Source organism: Streptomyces sp. BE303 (assembly GCF_036290945.1).
Classification (GTDB): Bacteria; Actinomycetota; Actinomycetes; order Streptomycetales; family Streptomycetaceae; genus Kitasatospora.
In genome coordinates, this window is record NZ_JAQYWZ010000911.1 from 1 (window position 1) to 26217 (window position 26217).

Genomic DNA, 26217 nt, shown 5'->3' on the forward strand with positions numbered 1-26217 from the left:
CGGTCAGGCGGGCGTTACGGTGGGACACGAAGACCTCCGGTGCGGTGCAGTCCTAGACAGCTCCACCACACCGGAGGTCTTTACGTTTGATCAAGCCCGACCACTGTCAACAACGCTCGTGATCAATACAGCTAGCGGGCGCGCGGAGGTCCGCAGGCCCCCCGGGACCGGGGGCGGCCGGGCCGCGCCTCCCGGGAGGGGCGTTCCGGACGGGGAGTCCGGGGCCTCGCGTCTCACTACGGGAGAAGAAGGGTGAACGGCGGAGCCCCGGTGCCCCGCCGCTCGATAGGCTGGCTCCGTCCCTACGGTCCATCCCCGTACACCGGGGAGCGAGAGCTGGAGTCAGCCATGGTGAACGCGCACCCTGCGAACGGCGGTAGCGACCCCGCGCAGGTGGTCCGCACCTGGCCGGACATCCTGACGGTGCTGCTGCGCGGGGAGGACCTCGACCGCTCGGCCACCGCCTGGGCGATGGACCGGATCATGAGCGGCGAGGCGTCCCCGGTCCAGGTCGCCGGGTTCATGGTGGCGCTGCGGGCCAAGGGCGAGACGGTCGACGAGATCTCCGGACTGGTCGACTCGATGTACGCGCACGCCGAGCCGCTGTCCGTCCCCGGCCCGGCGGTGGACATCGTCGGTACCGGCGGCGACCGGGCGAAGACCGTCAACATCTCCACCATGTCGGCGATCGTCGCGGCGGCGGCGGGCGCCAAGGTGGTCAAGCACGGCAACCGGGCCGCCTCCTCGTCGAGCGGGTCCTCGGACGTGCTGGAGAAGCTCGGGATCCGGCTGGACCTGGCGCCGAGCCGGGTCGCCGAGGTGGCCGAGGAGGTCGGGCTGACGTTCTGCTTCGCGGCCACCTTCCACCCGTCGATGCGGCACGCCGCCCCGGCCCGCCGCGACCTCGGGGTGCCCACCGCGTTCAACATCCTCGGGCCGCTCACCAACCCGGCGCGGGTGACCGCGCACGCGATCGGCTGCTTCGACACCCGGCTCGCTGAGCTGATCGCCGGCGTGCTGGCGCGGCGCGGCTCCACCGCACTGGTCTTCCGCGGCGACGACGGCCTCGACGAGCTGACCATCACCACCACCTCGCGGGTCTGGATCGTCCGCGACGGCGCCGTGACCGAGACCGTCCTCGACCCGCGCGACGTCGGGATCGAGCCGGTCGGCATCGAGGCGCTGCGCGGGGCGGACCCGGCGTACAACGCGGACGTCGCGCGCCGGCTCCTGGCCGGGGAGCACGGGCCGGTCCGGGACGCCGTCGTGCTGAACTCGGCGGCGGCACTGGTGGCACTCGACCTGACCGACGCGCCGCTGTCGGAGCAGCTGGCGGCCGGGATGGAGCGGACCGCGGCGGCGATCGACTCGGGCGCCGCCCGGGACCTGCTGAAGCACTGGTCGGAGGCCACCGCGCGGGTCTGATGCGGCGACAGGGGCCGGCGGGGCGTCTCCCGCCGGCCTTTCGCGTTCCCGGCCGCAGCCCGGCCGCAGCCCGGTCCGCCGACCGCTGCCCGGACGGCCGTCCGGGATGTGGACCCGTGTTTGACCACGGGACGGACGCGACCTAGAGTCTTCGCCAGGTCATGAGTGACAGCATCAAGCCCCAGCTGGCTGTCCGGCAACCCTCCGTCCGTGGCGGGGTGCCCTGGGTGAGGACCGGGTCATGCGGCAATCCGTCCGCGTGACAAGCGCGGACGCCGGACGAGGTGTACTCCCGGGGTCCAGGCCCGTAGAAGGAGTGCATCCCCATGTCCCTTTCCTCCCAGTTCCCGGCCGCCGTCCTCGACCAGACCGACGCCGCGCAGCCGCTCCTCGCCGTCCTCGGCCACGACGTCCAGGTCCCGCTCGCCACCGGTGAGAAGGTCGGCTACGCGGCGCTCGACTACGCCGCCAGCTCCCCGGCGCTCCAGCGGGTCTGGGACGACGTCGCCGCCTACGCCCCGTACTACGGCAGCGTGCACCGCGGCGCCGGGTACCTCTCGCAGCTCTCCACCGACCTGTTCGAGCAGAGCCGCCGCACCGTCACCGAGTTCCTGGACCTGCGCGAGGGCGACCAGGTGGTCTTCACCCGCGCCACCACCGACTCGCTGAACCTGCTGGCCGCCGCCGTCCCGGCCGGCACCCGGGTGTTCGCGTTCGAGACCGAGCACCACGCCTCGCTGCTGCCCTGGGCGCACGCCGGCCTGGCCGTCACCTACCTGCGCGCCCCGCGCTCGCACGCCGAGGCGGTCGCCGCCTTCGACGCCGCGCTGGCCGAGTCGCCCGAGGGCCCCAAGCTGCTCTGTGTCACCGGCGCCTCGAACGTCACCGGCGAGCTGTGGCCGGTCGCCGAGCTGACCCGGACCGCCCACCGCCACGGCGCCCGGGTGGTGCTGGACGCCGCACAGCTGGCCCCGCACCACCGCGTCTCGGTGCGCGAGCTGGACGTGGACTGGATCGCCTTCTCCGGGCACAAGCTGTACGCGCCGTTCGGTGCCGGTGTGCTGGCCGGCCGCTCCGACTGGCTGGACGCGGCCGAGCCGTACCTGGCCGGCGGCGGCGCCACCCGGACGGTGGCCCGCGAGGAGGACGGCTCGGTCGCCGTGCAGTGGCACACCGGCCCGGCCCGGCACGAGGCCGGCTCCCCGAACGTGATCGGCGCGTACGCGATCGCCTCCGCCTGCCGGGCCCTGACCGAGGCCGGCTTCGACGCGCTGGAGGCCCGCGAGCGCGTGCTGGTCGAGCGGCTGAAGGCCGGACTGGCGGAGATCCCGCAGGTCAAGGTGCTCAACCTGTTCGGCCCGGAGTCGGCCCGGGTGGGCGTGCTCTCCTTCGTCGTCCAGGACTGGAACAGCTCGCACTTCTCGGCCGCGCTCTCCGCCGAGTACGGCATCGGCGTGCGCGACGGCCTGTTCTGTGCGCACCCGCTGCTCCGCACCCTGCTCGGCGACGAGGACGTCGCGCCGTCCGAGTGCGGTGCGCCCGAGCCCTCGCTGCCGGGCGAGCGCAGCCTGAACGCGATCCGCGTGAGCTTCGGCGCGGGCACCCCGGACGAGCACATCGACCGGTTCCTGACCGCCGTCCGCGACCTGGTCACGGACGGGGCGGCCTGGAACTACCGCAACGAGGGCGGCCGTTGCGTCGCGGACACCCGTCGGGGAGCCTGACGGAGCGCCGGCCGGGCGCCCGACGGGGTCAGGCGTCGAGGCCGATCGCGAAGGCGGCCTCCAGGTCGTGCTGGGAGTAGGTGCGGAAGGCGATCTGGGTCTCGGTGTGGGCCACGCCCGGGACCTTGTTGAGCCGGCCGGGGATCACCTCGGCGAGGTCGTCGTGCCGCCGCACCCGCACCATCGCGACCAGGTCGTACCCGCCGGTCACCGAGTAGACCTCGCTGACGCCCTCGATGGCGGCGATCGCCTCGGCGATCTCCGGGATGCGGTCGACGCTGGTCTTGATCAGGACGATGGCGGTGATCACGGTGCGAGCTCCTTTGTGAGGTGCCGCCAGCGTATCGGGCGTCAGCCGGACGGTCGCGGGCGGCGGGCGGCCCGGGGGCGGCGCTCGGCCAGGGTGCAGGCGTAGAGGAAGCCGGCCGCGAAGCCGATCACGTGCACCAGGTAGGCGACCCCCGGCCCCGCCGAATGGACCGACCACCACTGCAGGGCGAACCAGAGCCCGAGCACCAGCCAGGCCGGGAACCGCAGCGGGAGGAAGAGCAGCAGCGGGACGAGCGTGGTGACCCGGGCCCGCGGGTGCAGGCGGAGGTAGGTGCCGAGAACGGCCGAGATCGCCCCGGAGGCGCCGATCAGCACCCGGGTCGAGTCCGCCGTGTGCGCCTCGGCGAGCGCGAAGCCGTAGGTGGCCACCGCCCCGGCCGCCAGGTAGAAGAGGACGAACCGGGGGCGGCCGAGCCGCCGTTCGACGGTCGGGCCGAAGACGTGGAGGAAGAGCAGGTTGCCCAGCAGGTGCAGCCAGCCGCCGTGCAGGAAGAGCGCGCTGAGCACCGAGAGCGCCGGGTGCTTCCCCGGGGTCGGCGCGGCCGGGCAGCCGGGCACCGGGTCGGGGGCCTCGGCCAGCTGTTCGGCGGTGAGCGGATGCCCGGCCAGCAGTTCGGCCGGCACGGCCCCCCAGCGCTGTTCGTAGCGCTGCTCGGCACAGACCCGGGCCTGGTCGCGCCCGTACAGCGGATTGAGTCCGGCGGCCGGCCCGAACAGGAAGACCACGGTGTTGAGCGCGATCAGCGCGTAGCAGACGGCCGGAGCGGCGGCGGCCGGTCGGCCGTCGCGCGCACCGGCGTGGTCGAGGACCGGGATCGCCATGCCGCCTAGCATCCCTCCGGCGGACCGGGCGGGACCGCGTCGTTACGGCAGGTGGCCCAAGGCGGTGATCGCCGTGACCGGTGGTCACGAAGGTTGCCCCAGGCAATAGGCTTGGGGCGGGCCTTCCCGCCTCCCGCCGCCGACGCCGGGGCTCCGGGGGGAGCGCCTGAGCCCGTCCAGGGACCACCCGAGAGGACCCCCGATGACTGTCCCCGCTCTGACCGCCGAGACGCGCTGGCGCTGCACGCTCTGCGGAAACCTGACCCGTTTCGACGTCACCCGCACCGCCCGGGTGACCGAGTTCCTCCACTTCGACCTGGCCGGCGATTCCAAGGTCGAGGAGACCCAGGTCCTCAGCGAGACCGTCGAGTCGGTGCGATGCCGCTGGTGCAACGCGGTGGACCAGGTCGAGCTGGTCGCCCGCCCGGGTGCGGCGGACGCCGGGCCCGAGGTCGTCGGCGAGCAGGGCTGATGCCCCGCCCGTGCGGTGGACGGCACACGGCGTGGCGGTCCACCGCACGGGACAATACAGAGAGAACGCACGGGGTGTGACGCGGGTGGCGGCCGCCGGCCGTCGCCCGCTGGACCAGGATCGGAGCCGAGGACGTGGTGGACGCAGCGAAGGAGCCCGCCGGGCCGCAGGGGCAGCAGCCCGCTGTGGACGCGCAGGCGCCGGACGCGGCCGTGGCCGCTCCCTTCGGTTCCGGCGCCGCGGCCGAGGTGGCCGGCGGTGAGGAGCCCGGTGGCGGTGACGAACCGGCGGCAGCCGTCGACGGGCCGGGCGAGCAGGGTGGGCACGACGGGCCCTCCGGTGCCGGTGGGGCGGGCGACCGTGACGGGCTGACGCCGTCGACGGCGGAGGAGCCGTCCGGCGAACGGCCCACCGAGACGCCTGCCGATGCGCCTGCCGATGCGCCCGCTGAGACGCCTGCCGAGAAGCTGGACCGGCCGCTGCCCGAGGGGGTGCGCCGACGGGTGGTCGGCCTGGCCGCCGACGCGCTCGGCGGGCTGCCGCTCGGCGAGCTGCCCCAGTCGCTGCGCCAGTACGCCAAGTTCACCCCGGCCCGTCGGGCCAAGTACGCGGCCACCGCGCTGGCCGCCGCGCTGGAGTCCGAGCCGGCCTTCCGCGTGCGGATAGCGGAGCGGCTGCGGCTGGGCCAGCCCGATCTGGTCCGGGCGCTGGAGTCGGGCACCGTTCCGGGTGCCGCCGATCCGATGGACGTGGCCGCGGCCGCGTACCTGGTCCGGTCGGCGGGCTGGAGCCGCCTGGTCGCGGAGGCGGGCGAGGAGGCCGAGCGGGCCGGCGCCGAAGGTGCGGCGGCCGAGGCGGCCCGGCTGGTGGAGAAGCTGCAGGCCGAGCTGGCCGAGGTGCGGGCCGCCGCCCGTGCCGACCTCGACCGGCAGCGGAGCGAGTCGGAGGACGTCCGCAAGGAGGCCGAGTCGCTGCGCCGGAAGGTCCGTTCGCTGGAGAGCGACACCCGCCGGGCGCAGGCCGAGACCCGCAAGCTGGCCGTCGAGTTCGAGGCGGTCAAGGCGCAGGCGGCGGCCGAGCGGAGTGCCGGCGAGAGCGAGACGCGGCGGCTGCGGCACCGGGTGTCGGAGCTGGAGACCGCCGTCGAGCAGGGCCGCCGGTCGGCCCGCGAGGGGCGCAGCGTCGAGGACATGCGGCTGCGGCTGCTGCTGGACGCCGTCCTCCAGTCGGCCCAGGGGCTGCAGCGGGAGCTGGCGCTCCCGGTGTCCCAGATCCGTCCGGCGGACCTGGTGGAGGCGGTGGTGCCGGGTTCGGCCTCGCCGCACGACGTGGCGCGGCGCGGTCTGGCGGAGGACGACCCGGCGCTGCTGGACCAGCTGCTGGCGATCCCGCAGGTCCATCTGGTGGTGGACGGCTACAACGTGACCAAGACGGGCTACCCGACGCTGCCGTTGGAGCAGCAGCGGATCCGGCTGCTGGGCGGGCTGGCGATGCTGGCGCAGCGCACCCAGGCGGAGGTCACCTGCGTGTTCGACGGGCAGGACCTGGACGTGCCGGTGATCATGGCGCCGCCGCGCGGCGTGCGGGTGCGGTTCAGCCGAACGGGGGAGACGGCGGACGAGCTGATCCGCCGGTTGGTGCGGGCCGAGCCGCAGGGGCGCCCGGTGGTGGTGGTCTCCACCGACCGGGAGGTCGCGGAGGGCGTACGGAAGGCGGGCGCGCGCCCTGTAGCCTCCGTTCTGCTGCTCAATCGGCTGGCCCGGCCGTAGCCGTGCGCCGGTTCCGAGCGGGCGGGAATGACGCCTGGTCAGCGCCGGGATTGCGGCGATGTGAGGGTCTCGTGAAGTCAGGGAGTGGGGGACGGGTTCACGCCAACGGGGGAGTGGCGCAAAGCATGGATCTTCACTAGTGTCTGGCGTCAAACCTATTTTCCGGATTCTCACCCGTTCAGGTGAGTCCATTGGAAGAAGGAGCCGGTCTTTTGGCCTCCCACCGCCGTCCCAAGCAGCCGAGCCGCGCGCGAGTCACCGTGCTCACCGCGGCCGCTGCGACCGCGGTCGCTCTCTCCGCCCAGGTCGCCGCTCACGCCGCGCCGAGCCCGTCGCCCAAGAAGGACGACGTCAAGGCGCAGATCGACCAGCTGCAGGAGGAGGCCGAACAGGCCACCGAGCGATTCAACGGCGCCAAGGAGCGGGCCGACCAGCTGCGCAAGCAGGCTGACCAGCTCCAGGACCAGGTGGCCCGCGGTCAGGAGCAGATGACCCAGCTTCAGGCCGGGCTGGCCGAGGTCGCGGGTGCGCAGTACCGCACCGGCGGCATCGACCCGTCGGTCCAGCTGATGCTCTCCTCCGACCCGTCCGGCTACCTGGACAAGGCCAGCAGCGTGCAGCAGGCCAGCTCCAGCCAGGCCGAGGCGCTCAAGGGGCTCCAGGACCAGCAGCGCCGGCTGGACCAGCAGAAGGTCGAGGCGGCCGCCGTCCTGGCCTCGCTGGACACCACCACCAAGGACCTGAACCAGTCCAAGGCGGAGGTGAACAAGAAGCTCAAGGAGGCCCAGGACCTGCTGAACTCGCTCAGCGCCGCCGACCGTGCGGCCCTGAAGGCGGCCCAGCAGCAGGCCGACCGCGCCTCGCGCGGGACCGAGCGCCCGGACCTGGGTGAGCTCCCGAAGGCCTCCGGCATGGCCGGCTCCGCGGTGGCCCTCGCGATGGCCCAGCAGGGCAAGCCGTACGGCTGGGGTTCCACCGGCCCGAACAGCTTCGACTGCTCGGGGCTCATGGTCTGGGCGTACGGCAAGGCCGGGGTCTCGCTGCCGCGTACCTCGCAGGCCCAGGGCAACTACGGCACCCGGGTGCCGTCGCTCGCCGAGGCGCAGCCCGGTGACCTGATCATCTACCGCGACGACCGCAGCCACGTCGCGATGTACATCGGCAACGGCATGGTGGTGCACGCACCCCGCACCGGTGACGTGATCAAGGTGATGAAGGCCGACGGGATGAAGATCAACACGATCCGCCGCGTCTGACGCGCCGGGGTGTCCGGCCGTTTGACGGTCCGCCACGACACGCCCGCGGGCCCGCCGAAGGCCCTGTGATCCGCGCCACCTCCGAACGGGGGTGGCGCGGGTGTTTCGGCCGCCGGTTCGACCGAGAGGTGAGGAACGATCAGCTCCGTGTACGGCGCTGGTCACACCCGGTCATATTCACAAATGAACTTCGGTATTCTTCTAGCTTTTTTCCGACAAGGATTTGAACGGATCACGGATCTGTTACTAGGGTCGTACCTCGAACCACCGCACAGTCGATCACCCAGTCCGGGTGGCGGCGGTGGTTCCCGCCGAGTTCGTGAAACAGCGGGACGGGCAGTCGCCCGTCCGAGTGAGAGCCCAGCAGTCGGGGGCGCTGTGGAGTGGAGCCGGGGAACCACGTTCCTCCGGGGTGAATCGGCGCCAGGTCGGTCGCGTGAGCGGCCGGTGAGGCGTCGTAGGGCACGCTTCCGCCCGAACCCGTCAGCTCACCCGGTAGGCGGATGAGGAAGAAGGAGTCCGCCTTCGTGGCGTCCCATCGTCGTCCCAAGCCCGCCGGCCGCACCCGGGTCTCGATCATGACCGGCCTCGCCGCCGCGGCCGTCGCCCTTTCCGCGCAGTCCGGCGCCCACGCCGACCCGACGCCGACCAAGGACCAGGTCAAGGAGCAGGTCGACCAGCTCAACGAGCAGGCCGAGATCGCCACCGAGAAGCTCAACGGCGCCCAGGCCAAGCAGCAGGAGCTGCAGAAGCAGGTCGGCGACCTCCAGGACAAGGTGGCCCGTCAGCAGGCTGTGGTGACCGAGGCGCAGGGCGGCCTCGCCGAGATCGCCGGCGAGCAGTACCGCACCGGCGGCATATCGCAGACCGTCCAGCTGGTGCTCTCCTCCAGCCCGGACAACTTCCTCAACCAGGCCGACGCCCTGAACCAGGCCGGTTCGACCCAGTCCGGCGCGCTGAAGGAGCTCCAGGAGCAGCAGCGCAGGCTCGACCAGGACCGCACCGAGACCCAGAACAAGCTCGGCGAGCTGGAGGCCACCACCCAGCAGCTGAAGACCTCCAAGGAGGAGGTCCAGGCCAAGCTGACGAAGGCCCAGGACCTGTTCAACACCCTCAGCGAGCAGGAGCGCCTGGCGATCCGCGCGGCCGAGGAGAAGGCCGCCGCCGAGGCCAAGGCGAAGGCGGACGCCGCCAAGGCCGAGGCCGCCAAGGTCGCCAAGGCGAAGGCCGACGCCGAGCGCGCCTCCCGCGAGAACGACCGCACCAACCTCAGCGCGCCGTCCGCCCAGGCTCCGTCCACCCAGGCGCCCGCCGCGCCGGCCTCCTCCGCTCCGGCCTCGCCGAAGCCGGCCGCGCCCGCCGCCAACAGCTCGCGCGCCGCCGCCGCGATCGCCGCGGCCGAGAGCAAGCTCGGTGCCCCGTACGTCTACGGCGCCACCGGCCCGAGCAGCTTCGACTGCTCCGGCCTCACCGGCTGGGCCTACGCCCAGGCGGGCGTGTCGCTCCCGCGCACCTCGCAGGCGCAGGCCGGCGCCGGTACCCGGATCGGCTCGGACATCTCCCAGGCCCAGCCCGGCGACCTGGTCATCTTCTACGGCGACCGGCACCACGTCGGCATCTACGTGGGCGGCGGTCAGGTCATCCACGCCCCCAAGCCGGGTGCGTCGGTGCGTTACGAGGCGGCCTCCAACATGCCGGTCAACTCCATCGTGCGCCTCTGATCCCCGATCACGCGGTCCGTACGGGCCCGGTCTCCCCGCGAGGGGAGGCCGGGCCTGCGGCTTTTCCCCCGCTCGGGCTGATGTCCGATTGAGGGTCAAATATTCGGGTTGGGAGGGGTTTGGACTCGGTTGCCCGGACTCGCTAACGTCTGCCACCGGACTCCCGCTTCCAGCCGTCCTCCCCGGGGCGGCGGCGGGCCGTTGCCGCAGGATCGGAGCCGACGCCGCATGCCCGTGCACCGCCGTTCCCCGCTGTCAGGTGCGCACGCCCTCGCCCGGGCGCTGGTGCTCACCGCGGCGGCCACCACCGCGCTGGGTGTGGCGACCGGAGGCACCGCCCAGGCGGCGCCCGGCTCCCCGGACGGGCCCGCCAACCGCAAGGACGTCAAGGCCCAGGTGGAGCAGCTGTACGAGGAGGCCGAGCAGGCCTCCGAGCGGCACAACGCCGCCCAGGAGGCCCAGCAGAAGCTCCAGCACGAGACCGGCACGCTCCAGCAGCAGACCGCCGTCGCCCAGGACGAGCTCAACCAGCTCCGCGGCGACCTCGCGGCGGTGGCCGGCGCCGAGTACCGGGGCGGCGGCATGGCGCAGACCGTGCAGCTGATGCTCTCCGCCGACCCGGCGGGCTACCTCTCCCGGGCCCGCAGCCTCGACCAGGCCGCCGAGCGGCAGAACGAGACGCTCCGCGAGGTGGTCGCCCGGCAGCGCGGACTCGACCAGCGCCGCGCCGAGACGTCCGCCAAGCTCGCCGAGCTGGACCAGACCCGCAAGGCGCTCGCCGAGAGCAAGCAGCAGATCCAGCAGCGGCTGGCCAAGGCGCAGCGGCTCCTCAACAGCCTCGGCGTCGTCGAGCGGGCCCGGCTGGCGGCGCAGGACGCCCGGGAGGCGGAGCAGCGGGCCACGCGCGGCACCGACCGGCTGGACCTCGGGACCGCCCCGCCCGCCTCCGAGCGGGGCGCCGCCGCGCTGGCCGCCGCCGTCAAGATGATCGGCTCGCCCTACGTGTACGGATCCACCGGGCCCAAGGCGTTCGACTGTTCCGGTCTGATGTACTGGAGTTGGCGGCAGGCCGGAGTGACCCTGCCGCGCACCTCGCAGGCCCAGGCGTACGCCGGCCGGCGGGTGGGACTCTCCGAAGCGCGGCCGGGAGACCTGGTGATCTTCTACCGGGACATGCACCACGTCGGGATGTACGCCGGCGGCGGCGTGATCGTGCACGCCCCGTACCCGGGGGCCAAGGTCCGCTACGAGAGCGTCGGCGCGATGCCGGTCGCGGGGGTGATCCGGCTCTGAGCCGCCCCGGCCCCTCCCCGGCCGGCGCCACGGGCGGCGGCCGGACGCTGTCCCGGCGCGGCGCCCTGTTGCTCGCGGCCGCCGGTCTGGCCCAGCTCTCGGTGCCCGGGGCCGGCCGGGCCGCTCCGGCGTCGGGCGCGGCCGACGAGCACGCCGAGGTCCTCGCGGCGCTGGACGAGCGGGCCCGGGCACTGACCGCGGGGCCGCCCGCGCTGCCGGTCCGGGCGGTCTACCGCAACCTGCTGCTCGGCCCGGTGGACCCGGCCGGTCGGTGCTCCGCCACCGCCGAGCTGGCGGTCACGGTGACCGGGTACGACGAGCAGCCGGTGGTGTACCCGCGCCGGCTGACGCTGGCCGGGAGTGCCGGGGACCGGCGGGTGGAGCGGGAGGAGGGACTCGACGGCCCGCCCCCGCTCTGGGACCTCGGTGCCGTCCGGGCCGCCGCCGGTGAGCGCTGCCTGGTGCTCGGCCCGGCGGATCCGCCCGCGCTGGCCGGGCTGGCCGCCGCCGGCGACCGCGCCGTCCCGGCGGTCGAGGCGCTCTGGGGCAGCGACTGGGCGGGCCGGCTGCTGTTCCACCTGCCGGCCACCGAGGAGCAGTTCGCCCGGCTGGTGGCGGGCGGCTCGCCCGGCTGGTCCGGGATGGCGGCGGTCACCGTCGCGGCCCCCGGGGCGCCGCGGCACGCCCCGGCCGACCGGATCGTGGTCAACCCCGGGGCGTACGGGCGGCTGAGCGACTTCGGCCGGCAGGTGGTGGCGACGCACGAGGCGGTGCACGTGGCCACCCGCGCCGACACCCGGGCCTGGACGCCGCTCTGGCTCTCCGAGGGGGTCGCCGACTGGACCGGGTACCGCGACTCGGGCCGCCCGGCCCGGCGGATAGCCCCCGAGCTGGCCCGGGACGTCGCCGCCGGGAGGGTGCCCGTCGCGCTGCCCGGGGACGGGGACTTCACGGCCGGCGCCGGCGGCATCGCCCAGGCCTACGAGCAGGCCTGGCTGGCCTGTGACCTGATCGCGCGCCGGTACGGGCCGCAGCGGCTGGTGGCGCTCTACCGGGCGGTCGGCGAGGCCGGCCCGGGGGCCGACCGGGAGGCGTGGCTGGACGGGCTCCTCCGCGACGGGCTCGGCCTCGGGCTGGCCGAGTTCACCCGGCTCTGGCTCACCGAGGTACGGGGCCTGGCGGGGTAGTCGCGGGCCGCCCGGTGACAGCTGGCCGGAGCCGCCGGCCGTCCGCCCCGGTCAGCGTTCGCTGCGGGCGGTGGGCCGGTCGATGCCGTCCAGCAGGTCCTGCTCGTACGCGATGCCCGGGCGGACCGAGTAGGCGGAGGCGGCGGCCGGGACCTGCTCCGGGCGGGGCAGCACCACGGTGGCCGGGAGCCGCTCGGCGCGCCGGGTGGAGCGCCAGAGCCGGACGCAGGAGACCCAGGTGGCGGCCAGCAGCAGCAGGTTGCGCAGGGTCAGCACGGCGATCGCGGTCGGCTTGCTGTCCACCACGTCGCCGAAGATCAGCGGGAACTCCACCAGGGTCAGCGGCGTCGCGGCCAGGACGAGCAGGGCGACCGGCCGCTGGCTGGTGCCGCGCACCGTCAGGCAGACCGCGGCCGCGCCGACCAGCCAGACCAGGTACTGCGGGCTGATCACCCGGCTGGTGACGGTGAAGATCAGCAGGGCGGCCAGCGCCGCGTCGTACATGGTGGCCGCGTTCCGCCGGCGGGCGGTGAACCGCCACAGCAGCAGCCAGCCGAAGCCCAGGACCGAGCCGGCCAGCATGACCTTGGAGACCACCGGCACCCACGGTCCGAGCATCTCGACGGAGCCGTAGTTCATCAGCACCTTGCCGTCCCAGGCACCGGCGATCCGGGCGAAGTGGATCGGCAGCGCGCCGACCGACTCCACCTCGATGCCGCGGTCCTTCTGGAACGTCAGGAACCTGAACGCGCCGTTCATCCCGGCGGCCAGCAGGAAGCCGATCGCCGCGGTCGTGGCGGCGGCGGCCGTCCAGGAACGGCGGGTCCGCCGGCCGGACGGGGTGCCGATCAGGCCGAACAGCGGCCAGATCTTGATGATCCCGCCGAGGCCCAGCAGCAGCCCGCCGACGGCCGGACGGCGGATCAGCGCGAGCAGGCCGGCCACCGCGATCGCGGTGACGATCACGTCGTAGCGGTTGTAGATCATCGGGCCGAGCAGCGGTACGCCCGCCACCCAGACCCAGGCGCCGGTCAGCGCCCGGCCCCTGCGCAGGCCGGTGCGGACCAGCAGGGCCATCGCGGCCGCGTCGGCGATCCCGCAGATCACCCAGAACGACACCAGGTACGACCAGGGCAGCAGCCCCGGCAGCATGATCACCAGGGCGGCGCCGGGCGGGTACTGCCAGGTGACGTCGTCGAGCGGGAAGGTGCCGGTCTGCAGGACGCCGTACCAGGCGTGGTAGATGATCCAGACGTCGGCGGTGATGTCCCCGCCGGGCATCCGCAGCACGCCGGTCACCAGGAGCAGCAGCAGCGCCCGGGAGGCCACCCAGCTCCCGCCGAGCGCGAGCAGCGCCCCGGCCCGCCCGGAGGGGCGCGCAGGGCCCTGGACGGGCCCCTGCCGGACCGCCAGCGCCGTGCCGGAGCCGGCGACGCCGATGGGTGAACCGGACTCGGTGGCCGGGGCCAACTCCACTGCGCTCCCTCGTTCGTCTCGGACGTCCCACCGGAGGCGCCGTGCGACGGACGCCCGGGCCGCCGGTGCCGGGCCGGCGCCGTCCGCCGGCCCGGCCGCACCGGCCGCCTAGGTTCTAGGACAGACCCGGGGATGGAACGGTTGCCGTGCGCGGTTCCGTTCCCGGCGGGTCATGGTGTTGACCTATCGTACGGATCACCCAGCGGTACACCGAGCACCCCCCGACCGAGCGAGCCGTCGCCTGATGCACAAGACCTTGATCGTCACCAACGACTTCCCGCCCAGGCCCGGCGGCATCCAGGCCTTCGTCCACAACATGGCCGTCCGTCAGCCCGCAGGGAGCGTCGTCGTGTACGCCTCCAGCTGGCGCGACGGCGGCGAGGTGGCGCGGTTCGACGCCGAGCAGCCGTTCCCGGTGATCCGGGACCGGACGAAGGTGATGGTTCCCACACCCCGGGTCACCCGGCGGGCCGCCGAGATCCTCCGGGCCGAGCGGTGCGACTCGGTCTGGTTCGGCGCCGCCGCCCCGCTCGGCCTGATGGCCCCCGCGCTGCGCCGGGCCGGGGCCGGCCGGCTGCTCGGGATGACCCACGGCCACGAGGCCGCCTGGGCCCAGCTGCCGGTCGCCCGGCAGCTGCTGCGCCGGATCGGCGAAGGCACCGACACCCTCACCTACCTCGGCGAGTACACCCGCTCCCGGATCGCCGACGCGGTCGGGCCGACGGCCGCCGCGCGGATGGTGCAGCTGCCGCCCGGCGTGGACGAGCGGACCTTCCACCCGGACTCCGGCGGCGCCGCGGTCCGTGAGCGGCTCGGCCTGGCGGGCCGTCCGGTGGTGGTCTGCGTCTCCCGGCTGGTGCCGCGCAAGGGCCAGGACACCCTGATCGAGGCGATGCCGCAGATCCTCGCCGACGTGCCGGACGCCGTCCTGCTGATCGTCGGCGGGGGCCCGTACCGGGCGGAGCTGGAGAAGCTGGTGGACGCCCGGGGCGTGCGCCCCTCGGTGCGGTTCACCGGCTCGGTGCCCTGGGAGGAGCTGCCCGCTCACTACGGCGCCGGGGACGTCTTCGCCATGCCCTGCCGCACCCGCCGCGGCGGGCTGGACGTCGAGGGCCTCGGCATCGTCTACCTGGAGGCCTCGGCGACCGGGCTGCCGGTGGTGGCCGGGGACTCCGGAGGCGCGCCGGACGCGGTGCTGGAGGGCGAGACCGGCTACGTCGTGCCGGGCGGCTCGCCCGCGGCGGCGGCCGAGCGGATCGTCCGGCTGCTGAAGGACGAGGAACTGCGCCGGAGGATGGGCGAGGCCGGGCGGCGCTGGGTCGACCGCTCCTGGCGCTGGGACCTCCTGGCCGGGCGGCTGACCTCGCTGCTGGCCGGCTGACGCCGCCGGACGGCCCGCCCCGTCGTTCCGAGGGGACGGGCCGTACCGGTGACCGGGCCGGACGGGGGCGGGCGAGTCCTAGCGCTGGTAGATCGACTCGACGTCGGCCGCGAAGTCCTTCAGCACGACGTTCCGCTTGAGCTTGAGCGAGGGCGTCAGGTGGCCGCTCTCCTCGGAGAGGACGGTGTCCAGCAGGCGGAACTTCTTGACGGCCTCGGCGTGCGAGACGGCCGCGTTGCCGTCGTCCACCGCGGACTGCAGGGCGGCCAGCAGGTCCGCGTCCTCGCGCAGCTCGGCCACGGTGGCGGTGGCCGGCTTGCCGTTCAGCTCCTTCCACTTCGGGAAGAAGTCCTCGTCCACGGTGAGCAGGCAGGCGACGAACGGCTTGCGGTCGCCGACCACCATGACCTCGCCGACCAGTGCGTGCGCCCGGATGCGGTCCTCGATCACCGCCGGGGCGACGTTCTTGCCGCCCGCGGTGACGATGATCTCCTTCTTGCGGCCGGTGATGGTGAGGTAGCCCTCGTCGTCCAGCGAACCGAGGTCGCCGGTCGAGATCCAGCCGTCCTTCAGGGTGTCGGCGGTCGCCTGCGGGTTGTTCCAGTAGCCGGTGAACACCTGCGGACCCTTGAACAGCACCTCGCCGTCCTCGGCGATCCGTACGGCGGAGCCGGGCAGCGGCTGGCCGACCGTGCCGATCTTCGGCTTGTCCCACGGGTTGAAGGCGGTGGCCGCGCAGGTCTCGGTCAGGCCGTAGCCCTCCAGCACGGTGAAGCCGATGCCCCGGTAGAAGTGGCCGAGCCGCTCGCCGAGCGGGGCGCCGCCGGAGATCGCGTGGGTCGCACGGCCGCCGAGCGCGGCCCGCAGCTTGCTGTAGACCAGCTTGTCGAAGACCGCGTGCTTCAGCTTGAGCAGCAGCCCGGCGCCGCCGGCGTCCAGCGCCCGGCTGTACGCGATCGCGGTGTCGGCGGCCTTGTCGAAGATCTTGCCCTTGCCGTCGGCCTGGGCCTTGGCGCGCGCCGTGTTGTACACCTTCTCGAAGACCCGCGGCACACCCAGGATCAGGGTCGGGCGGAAGGACGCCAGCTCCGCCGTGACGTCCTTGATGTCGGAGACGTGGCCGAGCTTGATCGGGGCCATCGCCGGGGCGATCTCGGCGATCCGGGCGAGCACGTGCGCGAGCGGCAGGAAGAGCAGGACGGAACTCTCGCCGGTACGGAACAGCGGGGCGAGGCGCTCCACCACGTTGCCGCACTCGGCCAGGAAGTTCGCGTGCGTCAGCTGACAGCCCTTCGGGCGGCCGGTGGTGCCCGAGGTGTAGACGATGGTGGCGACCGAGTCGGCGGTGGCCACCGAGCGGCGCTCGGTGACGGTCGCGTCGGCGACCCTGCGGCCGGCCTCGGCCAGCGCGGCCAGCGCGCCGTCCTCGATCTGCCAGGTGTGCGCCAGCTCCGGCAGCCGCTCGCGGACCGTCTCGACCACCGCGGCGTGCGCGGCGGTCTCGGTCAGGACGGCGACCGCGCCGGAGTCGCCGAGGATCCACTCGACCTGCTCGGCGGAGGAGGTCTCGTACACCGGCACGGTGATCGCGCCGGCCGTCCAGATCGCGAAGTCCAGCAGGGTCCACTCGTACCGGGTGCGGGACATGATGCCCACCCGGTCGCCCGGCCGGATGCCGGTGGCGATCAGGCCCTTCGCGGCGGCGTGCACCTCGACCAGGAACTGGGCGGCGGTCAACTCCTGCCACCGGCCGTCCACCTTGCGGCTGAGCACCACGACCTCGGGGTGCCGCTCGGCGTTCTGGTGCACGAGGTCGGAGAGGTTACCGCCGCTCGGTACCTGGTAGAGGGCCGGAAGGCTGAAGTCGAGCAAGACTGCTCCTCGTTCGCGACGCTGCGGGACGGCAGGACGTTACTGCCCGGTAGGCGGCTTCGACCAGGGGGGTCGGCCCCGGTGTTCGAAGTGTCACACCTTGACCCGTCCGACCAGGTCGGGACCTGGTCGTTCGAATGGCACCCTACGACAGCCCCGGGGTGACCGGCCGGTAGCCACCGGCCCGGCCCAGGAGGGCGACCCCGCCCGCCCTCCGCGGGGCGGGCCGGGCGGCGGACCGCGGGCGGCGGAGATCGCCGGTCGCGATAGCCTGCTCCGGGCGCACCCGACCGAGCAGGCTCGGCCGGGACGGCAGCAAGGGACGACGCGGAGGGCCATTCCATGGCGGAGCACACCAGGTCGAGCATCACCATCGACGCGACCCCGGCGGCGGTCATGGCCGTGATCGCCGACTTCGCCGCCTACCCGGCCTGGACCGGTGAGGTCAAGGAGATCGAGGTGCTGGAGACCGCCGAGAACGGCCGCGCCGCACAGGTCAGGCTGCTGCTCGACGCCGGCGCGATCCGTGACGAGCACGTCCTCGCCTACAACTGGGACGGCGACCGCGAGGTCGGCTGGACGCTGGTGCGCAGCCAGATGCTCCGCTCGCTGGACGGCTCCTACACCCTGGCCCCGCTCGGTACCGACCGCACCGAGGTCACCTACCAGCTCGCCGTGGACGTCAAGATCCCGATGCTCGGCATGATCAAGCGCAAGGCCGAGAAGGTCATCATCGACCGTGCCCTGGCCGGCCTGAAGAAGCGGGTCGAGGACACCGGCACCACCGGCACCACCAGCACCGTCGAGGGCTGACGGCGGGCGAACGGGGGCAGTACGGCATGACGGCGACACGCACCATCCTGGTCAGCGGCGACACGGCGGCACCGACGGTGGCCGCCGCCACCGCCCTGCACGCCGCCCGGCAGGGCCGGCGCACCCTGCTGCTGGCCGCCGACGACCCGCACCGGACCCTGGACGCCGTCCTCGGTACCCGGCTGGAGTCCGCGCCCGAGCCCTACGCGCCCGGCCTCACCGTCGCCCGGATCGACGAGCAGGCCGCCTTCCGGCGCGCCCTCGACGTGGTCGGCGGCCGGCTCAAGCCCGCGCTCGACCTGCTCGGCGCCGATCCGCTCGACCCGGAGGAGCTCACCGCCCTCCCCGGCACCGCACGGCTCGCGCTGCTGCGCGCCCTGCCGGCCGCCGACGCGGACGTGCTGGTCGTGCTCGCCCCGCCGCCCGCCGACCTGATCGCCACCCTGGCCCTGCCCGAGCAGCTGGAGCGCTACCTGGCCCGGCTCGCGCCCGAGCAGCGGCAGGCCGCCCGGGCCCTGCGCCCGCTGCTGGCCGGCCTCGCCGGCGTGCCGATGCCCGCCGACTGGCTGTACGAGGCCCGCGGCAAGGCGGCCGGCGCGCTCGCCGAGGCGCGCGCCGCGATCTCCGCGCCCGGCACCACCGTCCGGCTGGTCACCGCCGCCGACGCCCACCCCTTCGCCGGGCTGCGCCGGATCCGGGCCGGGCTGGCCCTGCACGGCCACCGGCCGGACGCCGTGGTGGTGCACGGTGCGCTGCCGGACGGCGCCGTCGACTCGCCCGACCCGTGGCTGGCCGCGCTGGCCGGCCGCCGCCGGGAGGAGCTGGCCGAACTGGCCGCCGCCTCGGACGGCGTTCCGGTGCTGACCACGGGGTTCGCCGAGGCCACCCTGGAGGCCGTCGCCGACCGCCTCTACGGGGCCGGCCCCGGTCCGGAGCCGCGTCCGGCCGAGCCCTGGACCGTCGAGGACCGGCTGGCCGCCGAGGGGCTGCTGGTCTGGCACCTCGCCCTGCCCGGCTCCGAACGTGCGGACCTCGACCTGGTCCGGCGCGGCGACGAACTGGTGGTCGGACTCGGCGCCCACCGACGGGTGCTCACCCTGCCGTCGGCGCTGCGCCGTTGCACCGTCGCCGGCGCGGGTCTGCACGACGGGGCGCTCACCGTCCGCTTCGCGCCGGATCCGGCGCTCTGGCCCCGGAGCTGAGGCCGGTCGGGGCGTTCCCGGTGGTCCGGTAGCGTCGGGACCGGTGGCCGTGGACGCGGCCACCACAGCTGAGGAGGCGCCCGCGATGACCACCACCGACCGGACCGAGCCCACCAACGAGCAGGACGGCCCAGGCGGGGACGGCCCGCAGGCGCACCCGTTCGGGCCGGAGCTGGGCCCGCTGGTGGACGAGGTCCGCCGGTTCGCCGCCGCCGTCGGGGGGAAGGCGCAGGAGGCGAGCGCCGAGACCCTGATCTCGCTCGCCGGGATGGCCGACCGCCTGCGCGAGAAGCAGCCCGAGGTGTACGGCCACCTCGCCGCCGCGGGCACCGGACTGGCCGCAGCCGGGACCGAGCTGCTCGCCGCCTACCGGGCCGCGGTGGCCGGCCACGAGCACCGCTGGACCGCGGGGGAGCCGGCCCGCAGCGAGCGGGTCGACCTCGACGCTCCCGGCTCGGCCGACGCTCCCGGCACCTCCGACGCTCCCGGCGCGCCCGGGCAGCCGGACGTGCCCGGACGACCCGGCGCGCCCGAGTAGCCCGGCGCGCCCGACGGTCCGCGGCCTCCCGCCCACCCTCCGCCGCCTCGCGGGCGCTCCGGCCGCCCCGGTCGGGCCCGCCACGCCTGAGGGCCGTCCGACAAGCAGTGAACCCCTGGTCCCGCCCTGGTTATCCGTCGGCTTCGGCCTGTGACGCCACCGGAGAAAATGTACGACTTTTGAAGGGGATCGGGCGCGTCCTGGTCGGATTGTCTTCGGTTAATGTATGCGACGGTGTGTACGGGGGCAGGGTTGGGCGGTAGCGTTCCGTCCAGCGGGATCGAGTGAATAGCTGAGGGACACATGGCTCTGACCATCGGCGTCGACGTCGGCGGGACCAAGATCGCGGCAGGCGTGGTCGACGAGGCCGGCGAGATCCTGGCCCGGACCAGGGTGCCGACCCCGGCCGACCCGCAGTGGGCGGTCGACGCCATCGCGCAGGCCGTGCGCGAGCTCAAGGAGCAGTACCCCGACGTGGCCGCGGCCGGCATCGGCGCCCCCGGCTTCGTGGACCGCGACCGCTCCACGGTGATCTTCGCCCCCAACATCGACTGGGAGGACGAACCGCTGCGCGGCCGGATCGAGGAGCTCACCGGCCTGCCCGCGGTCGTCGAGAACGACGCGAACTGCGCCGCCTGGGCCGAGTACCGCTACGGCGCGGCCGCCGGGCACTCCGACATGGTGCTGATCACCGTCGGCACCGGCATCGGCGGCGGCCTCGTCCTGGACGGCCGGCTGCACCGCGGCCGGTTCGGCGTGGCCGGCGAGATCGGCCACCTCAACATGGTCCCGGACGGCCTGCCCTGCGGCTGCGGCGGCAAGGGCTGCTGGGAGCAGTACGGATCGGGCCGGGCGCTGCGCCGGTACGGCCGGGAGAAGTCGGCCGCCGACCCGCTCCGCGGCAAGCGGATGCTGGAGCTCAACGACGGCGTCGCCGAGACCATCCGCGGCATCCACATCACCCAGGCCGCCGAGGAGGGCGACCCGCTCGCCCTGGAGTGCTACGCCGAGCTGGCCGACTGGCTGGGCCGGGGGATGGCCGACCTCGCCGCGCTCTTCGACCCGGGCGTCTTCGTGCTCGGCGGCGGCGTCTCCGACTCCGGCCGGCTGCTGCTCGACCCGGTCGCCAAGGCCTTCGAGCAGTACCTGACCGGTGGCGTGCACCGCCCCCGCGCCGAGGTGGTGCTCTCGTCGACGGGCTCGGCGGCCGGGATCGCCGGCGCGGCCGACCTGGCCCGCACGATCTGACCCCTCGCTCCTCCGTGCACGGCGGCGGCCCGCCCGGGCCGCCGCCGTCGTGTTTCCGGCCCCCGGGGCCGCGTCCTGCCGTACGGTCGTCCCCGAGGACGCCCCAGGGGAGGACCGCCATGACCACCGGACCGGCCGATCTGCCGCCGCCCGGGCCGCGCCGGCTGCGGCTGCTCAGCTACAACGTCCGCTCGCTGCGGGACGACCGGAACGCCCTGGTCCGGGTGATCCGGGCCTGCGCGCCGGACGTCGTCTGCGTCCAGGAGTCGCCCCGCTACTGGCGGCCCGAGGGGCAGGCCGCGTGGCTGGCCCGGCGGACCGGGACGGTGATCCTCTCCGGCGGCGGCCGGATCGCCGCCGGCCCGCTGCTGCTCGGCCGGCCCGGCGTCGAGGTGCTGGCCGTGCACGACCGGCTGCTGCCGAAGACCCGCGGGCTGCACGCGCGCGGCTTCGCCACCGCGCTGCTCCGCACCACCGGTGCGGCGCCGTTCACCGTCACCACCTGCCACCTGAGCCTGGACGCGGACGAGCGGTTCCGGCAGTTCGGGCTGCTGCCCGAACAGCTGCGGTACGCCGGATCCGGCGTCGTGGCGGGCGACTTCAACGAGCACCCGGACGGGCCGGGCTGGCGGATGCTGGCCGGGCGGCTGCAGGACGGGTACGCGGTCGCGCCGTGGGGCGGCGAGATGACGTCCGTCCCCGACAACCCCTACCAGCGGCTCGACGCCGTGTTCGCCACCCCGGGCGTGCGGGTGCTCGCCTGCGGGGTCCCGCACGGGCTGCCCGGCGTCACCGGGGCCGACCTGCGGGCCGCGACCGACCACCTGCCGGTACTCGCCGTCCTGGAGCTGCCGGCGGGCTGACGCGCGGCGGCACCCGCCCGCGCCGGTCGGCACCGGTCGGCGCCCGCCGGGGCCGGCCCGCGTCGGGCCGGTACCCGGCCGGATCAGACGACGGCGCCGCCGTGCGGGTCCTCGGGCTCGTCCTCGTCGTGCTCCTTCATCCGGACCACCAGCGTCGCGAAGCCGCCCAGGAAGGCGGCCACCCCGAGCCAGGCCGGCCAGCCGGAGACCTCGCGCCAGACCACCGCGTCGAAGAGCAGCAGGGCCGGGCCGCCGAGCACGGCGAGCCAGGCGAACTTGGCGGTGGTGTCGGCCGTCGGCAGCGGCGGGGGCTCCGGCGGGACGAAGTGGTCCTCCTCGGTCCCCTCGGTCAGCTCGAAGTCGCGCGGGCCCGACCCGGCGGCCGGCATCACCGGCCGGTTGGAGCGGGGACGCGGCTGGGGCGCCAGGTCGGCGAGGTCGCCCGGCTCGGCGGGGCCGCCGCCGTCCTTGAAGCCGCCCTTGAGCTCGCCCCGCGCCCGGAGGTTCTCGATCTCCGGCCAGTTCGGGTTGTTGAGGTCGACCGGGTCGTCGAACTGGGCGACCAGCGCGGCGAAGATCTCGTCCTGCTCGGCCTGGCTGCGTTCGGGCGCGCGCCGCACCCGGGGCGGCTCGGCGGCCCTGGCGTCCTGCGCGTCCGCGGTGCCCCCCTGCGTACGGGTACCGGCCTCGTCGCCGCCCGCCTGCCCGCCGTCCGGCTGCTCGCCGCCGGCCTTCCCGCTGCCGGTCTTCCCTCCGCCGGCCGGCTCGCCGCCCGGCCGCGCGCCGTCGGTGGCCGCGCCGTCCTCGCGGGGTGACTCGTCCCCGCCGCCCGCCGTGCTGCTCTCGTGCACTTCCGGCCCTTCAGCCTTGGTGATCGTCGGATTCCACCCGGGTGACGCCCGCCGCTTGCGCGGGAGCCAGCCGTCGGATGAAGTCCAGGCTGGCCGCGAATATTTCCGCCGCGTCGTGGTCCAGCGTCGCGACGTGGTAGCTGCGCTGGCACAGCCGCTCCGTCACGTCGGTCGAGGATATCCGGGCCAGCACCAGTTCGGAGTTGGCCGCCGAGACCACGTGGTCCTGCGGGCTGTGGAAGAGCAGCACCGGCTGGGTCACCTGTGGCAGCCGGTGCTGGACGTCCTTCCAGAGCAGGCTCAGCGACCAGGCGGCGTGCAGCGGCGTCCGGTCGTAGGCCAGCTCGGCCGCCCCGGCGCGGGCGATGTCGTCGGCCACCCCGGGCAGGCTCGGGAGCAGGTGCCGCAGCACCGGCAGAAGCACACTCGCGGGGTTGTCCGACCGCACCGACGGGTTGACCAGGACCAGGCCGGAGATCACCGACCCGTGCACCGCGGCCAGCCGCAGCGCCAGCCCGCCGCCCATCGAGAGCCCGCACACGAAGACCTGCTCGCACTCCGCGGCGAGTGTCAGCAGCTCGCGCTCGACCTCGGCGTACCAGTCCTCCCACCGCGTCTGCTGCATGTCCTCCCAGCGGGTGCCGTGCCCCGGCAGCAGCGGCAGCGCGACGGTGTGCCCGGCCGCGGCCAGCTCCTCCGCCCAGGGGCGGAGCGACTGGGGCGTGCCGGTGAACCCGTGACAGAGCAGGACGCCCACCGGTCCGCCCGGGTGGCGGTACGGTTCGGCGCCGGGCAGCAGCGGCATGGCGGGCTCCTTCGCGGGAGGGGACGCTGGAGAGGTGACGCCGGCCCGCGCCGGTGCGCGCTGGTCGGTGCACCGGTACGGGAGGCTGCGGAAACCGCATCGTCCCACGGGCCCGCCCGCGCCGTACACCCCCGCCTGACACCCCGCCGGACACCCCGGCGGGGCGGGGCGGGGCACGGGCGGGCACCGAAGGGCATTAGGATCGACCGGTCCGCAATACAGGAGGCCCGGGTTGTTCTACCGACTGATGAAGATGATCGTCGCGCCACTGCTACGGATCTTCTTCCGGCCGTGGATCGAGGGTGAGGAGAACATCCCCACCGAGGGTGCCGCGATCATCGCGAGCAACCACCTCTCCTTCTCGGACTCCTTCTTCTTCCCCGCGCTGATCAAGCGTCGGGTGACCTTCATCGCGAAGGCCGAGTACTTCACCACCCCGGGCCTCAAGGGCCGGCTGACCGCGGCGTTCTTCAAGGGCGTCGGCCAGCTTCCGGTGGACCGCTCGGGCGTGCGCGGCGCCGGCGAGGCGGCGATCCGCTCCGCGATCGCGGTGCTGGACCGCGGCGAGCTGTTCGGCGTCTACCCGGAGGGCACCCGCTCGCCCGACGGCAAGCTGTACCGCGGCAAGGTCGGCGGTCTGGCCCGCGTCGCGCTGGCCACCGGTGCGCCGGTCATCCCGGTCGCGATGATCGACACCGAGAAGGTGCAGCCGCCCGGCCAGGTGGTCCCGAACTTCGGTATCCGCCCGGGCATCAGGATCGGCCGCCCGCTGGACTTCTCCCGCTACCACGGCATGGAGAACGACCGGTTCATCCTCCGTTCGGTGACGGACGAGGTGATGTACGAGATCATGCGACTCTCCGGCCAGGAGTACGTGGACGTCTACGCGACCGCCGCCAAGCGGCAGATCGCCGACGACAAGAAGCGTGCGGACGCCGAGCGCAAGGCGGTCCAGAAGGCCGAACAGGCCGCCGCCAAGGCCGAGAAGGCCGAGACGGAGAAGGCCGAGACGGAGAAGAGCGAGCAGGCGGAGGCCGACAAGGCCGCCGGACAGGCGCAGGACCAGCAGCAGAAGGAGACCGGGCCGGCCTGAGCAGGGCACCGGCCGGGCGTCGGGGGAGGACAGCGGGGATGACGGACGACGGCAGAACCGGGGCGGTCGGCGGGGCCGTGGCGACCGGCGGCATGTCCGTCGAGCACCCGCTCTGGCGGGCGATCTCCTTCTTCCGGGTGCTGGCGCTCGCCTACGCCCTGATCCGGTACTTCAACTCCTACCTGGAGTTCCTGCACCCCGTCGCCGGCTGGATCTACCTCGGGGCGCTGACCCTCTGGACGCTGGCCTCCACCCGCGCCTTCTCCGGCCCGCTGCGCTGCACCTGGTACGTGCTCGGCACCGACCTGACGCTCGCCGTCACCGGCATCGTGATGAGCGGGCTGACCGACGCGCCGTCCCGGATCAGCCACGGTGCGCCCACCCTGCCGACCATCTGGGCCGCCGGTACGGTGCTCGGCTTCGCCGGCCGCGGCGGCTGGCGCTGGGCGGCGGCGGCCGGTTCGGTGATCGGGGTGGCCAACATCCTCGGCCACGGGGGCCCGACCGGCGACAACATCCACAACATCGTGCTGCTCATGGTGGCCGGCTGCGCGATCGGCTACGTCATCGAACTGGCCCGGGCCAGCGAGGCGACCCTCACCCGGGCGCTCCAGGTCGAGGCGGCCACCCGGGAGCGCGAGCGGCTCTCCCGGGACATCCACGACGGGGTGCTCCAGGTGCTCGCCCTCGTCCAGCGCCGGGGTGCCGAACAGTCCGGCGGGGGCCCCGACTTCACCGAGCTCGGCCGGCTGGCGGGGGAGCAGGAACGCGCCCTGCGCACGCTGATGAGCGGCGGTCCGCTGCCCGCCCAGCGCGAGCCGGCGCAGCCGCAGGACCTGCGCGACCTGCTCACCCCCTACGCGGGCGAGCGGGTGACCCTCTCGGCGCCCGGCACACCGGTGCTGCTGCCCGCCGCCGCCGCCGGCGAGCTGGCCGCCGCCGTCGGGGCCGCGGTGGACAACGTCCGCCGGCACGCGGGGCCCGGGGCCGGCGCCTGGATCCTGGTCGAGGACGAGCCGGAGGCCGTCACGGTGTCGATCCGCGACGACGGCCCGGGCTTCGCGCCCGGTCGGCTCGGTGAGGCGGAGCGGGCCGGGCGGCTCGGCGTCTCCCAGTCGATCCGCGGCCGGCTGCTGGACCTCGGCGGCACGGCCGAGCTGTACTCGTCGCCGGGGGAGGGCGTCGAGGTCGAGCTCCGTGTCCCGCGCAGCGGTGTGCGGGACGTTCCGCACGGCGTCCGGTGAGAGCGCCGCGCGCCCGGTCCCGGGGTGGCTCCCGCGGCTTCCGGAAGACCTTCCGCCCGTCCGTGCAACCTGCCCTGAGAGGGTGCCGACCATGAACGACCGACCGACCGACCCGCAGCCGGCCGACCGGCCGGTGCGGGTCATGGTGGTGGACGACCACCCGATGTGGCGCGACGCCGTCTCCCGCGATCTCGCCGAGTCCGGCTTCGACGTGGTGGCCACCGCCGGTGACGGCGAGGAGGCCGTCCGCCGGGCCCGTGCCTGCTCCCCGCAGGTGGTGGTGCTCGACCTCAACCTGCCCGGACTGTCCGGCGCCGAGGCCTGCCGTCAGGTGGTCGCCCAGGATCCGACGGTGCGGGTCCTGGTGCTCTCCGCGAGCGGCGAGCACGCGGACGTGCTGGAGGCGGTGAAGTCCGGCGCGACCGGCTACCTCGTCAAGTCGGCCGGGCGGGAGGAGCTGCTGGACGCGGTGCGCCGCACCGCCGTCGGCGACGCGGTCTTCACCCCGGGCCTGGCCGGGCTGGTGCTGGGGGAGTTCCGCCGGCTGGCCGCCGAGCCGGCCGCCCCGACGGCTCCCGCCGTCCCGCAGCTCACCGCCCGGGAGACCGAGGTGCTGCGACTGGTCGCCAAGGGCCTGTCCTACCGGCAGATCGCCGACCGGCTGGTGCTCTCCCACCGCACGGTGCAGAACCACGTCCAGAACACCCTGGGCAAGCTCCAGTTGCACAACCGGGTCGAGCTGGTCCGGTACGCGATCGAGCAGGGGCTGGACGACGAGATCTGACCCGGCGCCCGGAGCCTGACGGGACCGGACGGGAACTTACGGGACCTG

General features: G+C 74.4%; 23 protein-coding genes and 2 riboswitches. Of the genes, 17 read left to right on the top strand and 6 right to left on the bottom strand.

What is annotated here, in order from left to right; genetic code table 11:
• Positions 1-348 precede the first annotated feature (348 nt).
• Both trpD and PUR56_RS35550 read left to right on the top strand, forming a co-directional pair.
• A complete protein-coding gene (gene trpD / locus PUR56_RS35545) occupies positions 349-1425 on the top strand; it encodes an anthranilate phosphoribosyltransferase (RefSeq protein ID WP_329952004.1) in 1077 nt (358 codons plus the stop codon).
• 157 nt (positions 1426-1582) lie between these two features.
• Positions 1583-1700: riboswitch (SAM riboswitch) on the top strand.
• Positions 1701-1751: 51 nt separating this feature from the next.
• The gene (locus tag PUR56_RS35550; protein WP_329882194.1) at positions 1752-3149 is read left to right on the top strand and encodes an aminotransferase class V-fold PLP-dependent enzyme; all 1398 of its coding nucleotides are present in this window, start codon (positions 1752-1754) and stop codon (positions 3147-3149) included.
• A gap of 28 nt (positions 3150-3177) precedes the next feature.
• Here PUR56_RS35550 and PUR56_RS35555 read toward each other — a convergent pair whose 3' ends face one another.
• Together PUR56_RS35555 and PUR56_RS35560 are read right to left on the bottom strand one after the other, a co-directional pair.
• The gene (locus tag PUR56_RS35555; RefSeq protein ID WP_327676407.1) at positions 3178-3459 is read right to left on the bottom strand and encodes an Lrp/AsnC ligand binding domain-containing protein; all 282 of its coding nucleotides are present in this window, start codon (positions 3457-3459) and stop codon (positions 3178-3180) included.
• Positions 3460-3500: 41 nt separating this feature from the next.
• Entirely contained in the window at positions 3501-4301 is an 801-nt protein-coding gene (locus tag PUR56_RS35560) for a rhomboid family intramembrane serine protease (protein ID WP_329882193.1), read from the bottom strand.
• Between the two features lie 202 nt (positions 4302-4503).
• On the opposite strand from PUR56_RS35560, the gene PUR56_RS35565 reads away from it, so the two are divergent.
• The 6 genes from PUR56_RS35565 to PUR56_RS35590 all read left to right on the top strand — a co-directional run bounded on the left by PUR56_RS35565 (position 4504) and on the right by PUR56_RS35590 (position 11999).
• A complete protein-coding gene (locus PUR56_RS35565) occupies positions 4504-4773 on the top strand; it encodes a hypothetical protein (RefSeq protein WP_329952005.1) in 270 nt (89 codons plus the stop codon).
• A 368-nt stretch (positions 4774-5141) separates the two neighbouring features.
• On the top strand, positions 5142-6542 hold the full coding sequence (locus tag PUR56_RS35570; RefSeq protein ID WP_380353495.1) for an NYN domain-containing protein: 1401 nt from the start codon (positions 5142-5144) through the stop codon (positions 6540-6542).
• A gap of 212 nt (positions 6543-6754) precedes the next feature.
• Positions 6755-7798: a C40 family peptidase gene (locus PUR56_RS35575; RefSeq protein WP_329882191.1), complete on the top strand. Its 1044-nt coding sequence runs from the start codon at positions 6755-6757 to the stop codon at positions 7796-7798.
• Positions 7799-8162: 364 nt separating this feature from the next.
• A riboswitch (cyclic di-AMP (ydaO/yuaA leader) is annotated at positions 8163-8315 on the top strand.
• Positions 8316-8325: 10 nt separating this feature from the next.
• Complete coding sequence (locus tag PUR56_RS35580) at positions 8326-9519, top strand: C40 family peptidase (RefSeq protein ID WP_329952006.1); 1194 nt, start codon at positions 8326-8328, stop codon at positions 9517-9519.
• A gap of 228 nt (positions 9520-9747) precedes the next feature.
• Positions 9748-10812: a C40 family peptidase gene (locus PUR56_RS35585; protein WP_329882190.1), complete on the top strand. Its 1065-nt coding sequence runs from the start codon at positions 9748-9750 to the stop codon at positions 10810-10812.
• 68 nt (positions 10813-10880) lie between these two features.
• The gene (locus tag PUR56_RS35590) at positions 10881-11999 is read left to right on the top strand and encodes a hypothetical protein (protein ID WP_329952007.1); all 1119 of its coding nucleotides are present in this window, start codon (positions 10881-10883) and stop codon (positions 11997-11999) included.
• Positions 12000-12050: 51 nt separating this feature from the next.
• On the opposite strand, the gene PUR56_RS35595 is transcribed toward PUR56_RS35590, so the two are convergent.
• Entirely contained in the window at positions 12051-13475 is a 1425-nt protein-coding gene (locus PUR56_RS35595) for a glycosyltransferase family 87 protein (protein WP_329952008.1), read from the bottom strand.
• A gap of 244 nt (positions 13476-13719) precedes the next feature.
• Between PUR56_RS35595 and PUR56_RS35600 the strand changes: the two genes are divergently transcribed.
• Positions 13720-14856, top strand: a complete 1137-nt coding sequence (locus PUR56_RS35600) for a glycosyltransferase family 4 protein (RefSeq protein WP_329952009.1) — start codon at positions 13720-13722, stop codon at positions 14854-14856.
• Positions 14857-14934: 78 nt separating this feature from the next.
• Here PUR56_RS35600 and PUR56_RS35605 read toward each other — a convergent pair whose 3' ends face one another.
• Positions 14935-16728 (bottom strand): AMP-dependent synthetase/ligase, encoded by a 1794-nt coding sequence (locus tag PUR56_RS35605; RefSeq protein WP_329952010.1) that lies wholly within the window; start codon positions 16726-16728, stop codon positions 14935-14937.
• 342 nt (positions 16729-17070) lie between these two features.
• Between PUR56_RS35605 and PUR56_RS35610 the strand changes: the two genes are divergently transcribed.
• The 5 genes from PUR56_RS35610 to PUR56_RS35630 all read left to right on the top strand — a co-directional run bounded on the left by PUR56_RS35610 (position 17071) and on the right by PUR56_RS35630 (position 21392).
• Positions 17071-17541, top strand: coding sequence for an SRPBCC family protein (locus tag PUR56_RS35610; protein ID WP_329952011.1), 471 nt, complete (start codon positions 17071-17073; stop codon positions 17539-17541).
• 26 nt (positions 17542-17567) lie between these two features.
• Entirely contained in the window at positions 17568-18743 is a 1176-nt protein-coding gene (locus PUR56_RS35615) for an ArsA family ATPase (RefSeq protein WP_329952012.1), read from the top strand.
• 85 nt (positions 18744-18828) lie between these two features.
• Positions 18829-19281, top strand: a complete 453-nt coding sequence (locus PUR56_RS35620) for a DUF5304 family protein (RefSeq protein WP_329952013.1) — start codon at positions 18829-18831, stop codon at positions 19279-19281.
• Positions 19282-19584: 303 nt separating this feature from the next.
• A complete protein-coding gene (locus PUR56_RS35625; RefSeq protein ID WP_329952014.1) occupies positions 19585-20529 on the top strand; it encodes an ROK family glucokinase in 945 nt (314 codons plus the stop codon).
• 119 nt (positions 20530-20648) lie between these two features.
• A complete protein-coding gene (locus PUR56_RS35630) occupies positions 20649-21392 on the top strand; it encodes an endonuclease/exonuclease/phosphatase family protein (protein WP_329952015.1) in 744 nt (247 codons plus the stop codon).
• 83 nt (positions 21393-21475) lie between these two features.
• Here the strand turns inward: PUR56_RS35630 and PUR56_RS35635 are convergent, their stop codons facing one another.
• Together PUR56_RS35635 and PUR56_RS35640 are read right to left on the bottom strand one after the other, a co-directional pair.
• The gene (locus PUR56_RS35635; RefSeq protein ID WP_329952016.1) at positions 21476-22243 is read right to left on the bottom strand and encodes a hypothetical protein; all 768 of its coding nucleotides are present in this window, start codon (positions 22241-22243) and stop codon (positions 21476-21478) included.
• Positions 22244-22253: 10 nt separating this feature from the next.
• Positions 22254-23048, bottom strand: a complete 795-nt coding sequence (locus tag PUR56_RS35640) for an alpha/beta hydrolase (RefSeq protein ID WP_329952017.1) — start codon at positions 23046-23048, stop codon at positions 22254-22256.
• Between the two features lie 247 nt (positions 23049-23295).
• On the opposite strand from PUR56_RS35640, the gene PUR56_RS35645 reads away from it, so the two are divergent.
• From PUR56_RS35645 to PUR56_RS35655, 3 genes are all read left to right on the top strand, one after another.
• Positions 23296-24141 (top strand): lysophospholipid acyltransferase family protein, encoded by an 846-nt coding sequence (locus PUR56_RS35645; protein WP_380353492.1) that lies wholly within the window; start codon positions 23296-23298, stop codon positions 24139-24141.
• Between the two features lie 38 nt (positions 24142-24179).
• A complete protein-coding gene (gene macS / locus PUR56_RS35650) occupies positions 24180-25385 on the top strand; it encodes a MacS family sensor histidine kinase (protein ID WP_329952019.1) in 1206 nt (401 codons plus the stop codon).
• 91 nt (positions 25386-25476) lie between these two features.
• On the top strand, positions 25477-26169 hold the full coding sequence (locus PUR56_RS35655) for a response regulator transcription factor (RefSeq protein WP_329882176.1): 693 nt from the start codon (positions 25477-25479) through the stop codon (positions 26167-26169).
• Positions 26170-26217 lie beyond the last annotated feature (48 nt).

Bases quoted from the DNA above. Each gene is read 5' to 3' on its own strand.
- PUR56_RS35550 (WP_329882194.1), top strand. From the start codon at position 1,752: ATGTCCCTTTCCTCCCAGTTCCCGGCCGCCGTCCTCGACCAGACCGAC.
- PUR56_RS35585 (WP_329882190.1), top strand. From the start codon at position 9,748: ATGCCCGTGCACCGCCGTTCCCCGCTGTCAGGTGCGCACGCCCTCGCC.
- PUR56_RS35615 (WP_329952012.1), top strand. From the start codon at position 17,568: ATGACGGCGACACGCACCATCCTGGTCAGCGGCGACACGGCGGCACCG.
- PUR56_RS35645 (WP_380353492.1), top strand. From the start codon at position 23,296: ATGAAGATGATCGTCGCGCCACTGCTACGGATCTTCTTCCGGCCGTGG.
- PUR56_RS35630 (WP_329952015.1), top strand. From the start codon at position 20,649: ATGACCACCGGACCGGCCGATCTGCCGCCGCCCGGGCCGCGCCGGCTG.
- PUR56_RS35560 (WP_329882193.1), bottom strand. From the start codon at position 4,301: ATGGCGATCCCGGTCCTCGACCACGCCGGTGCGCGCGACGGCCGACCG.
- PUR56_RS35620 (WP_329952013.1), top strand. From the start codon at position 18,829: ATGACCACCACCGACCGGACCGAGCCCACCAACGAGCAGGACGGCCCA.
- PUR56_RS35655 (WP_329882176.1), top strand. From the start codon at position 25,477: ATGAACGACCGACCGACCGACCCGCAGCCGGCCGACCGGCCGGTGCGG.
- trpD (WP_329952004.1), top strand. From the start codon at position 349: ATGGTGAACGCGCACCCTGCGAACGGCGGTAGCGACCCCGCGCAGGTG.
- PUR56_RS35565 (WP_329952005.1), top strand. From the start codon at position 4,504: ATGACTGTCCCCGCTCTGACCGCCGAGACGCGCTGGCGCTGCACGCTC.
- PUR56_RS35640 (WP_329952017.1), bottom strand. From the start codon at position 23,048: ATGCCGCTGCTGCCCGGCGCCGAACCGTACCGCCACCCGGGCGGACCG.
- PUR56_RS35600 (WP_329952009.1), top strand. From the start codon at position 13,720: ATGCACAAGACCTTGATCGTCACCAACGACTTCCCGCCCAGGCCCGGC.
- macS (WP_329952019.1), top strand. From the start codon at position 24,180: ATGACGGACGACGGCAGAACCGGGGCGGTCGGCGGGGCCGTGGCGACC.
- PUR56_RS35610 (WP_329952011.1), top strand. From the start codon at position 17,071: ATGGCGGAGCACACCAGGTCGAGCATCACCATCGACGCGACCCCGGCG.
- PUR56_RS35625 (WP_329952014.1), top strand. From the start codon at position 19,585: ATGGCTCTGACCATCGGCGTCGACGTCGGCGGGACCAAGATCGCGGCA.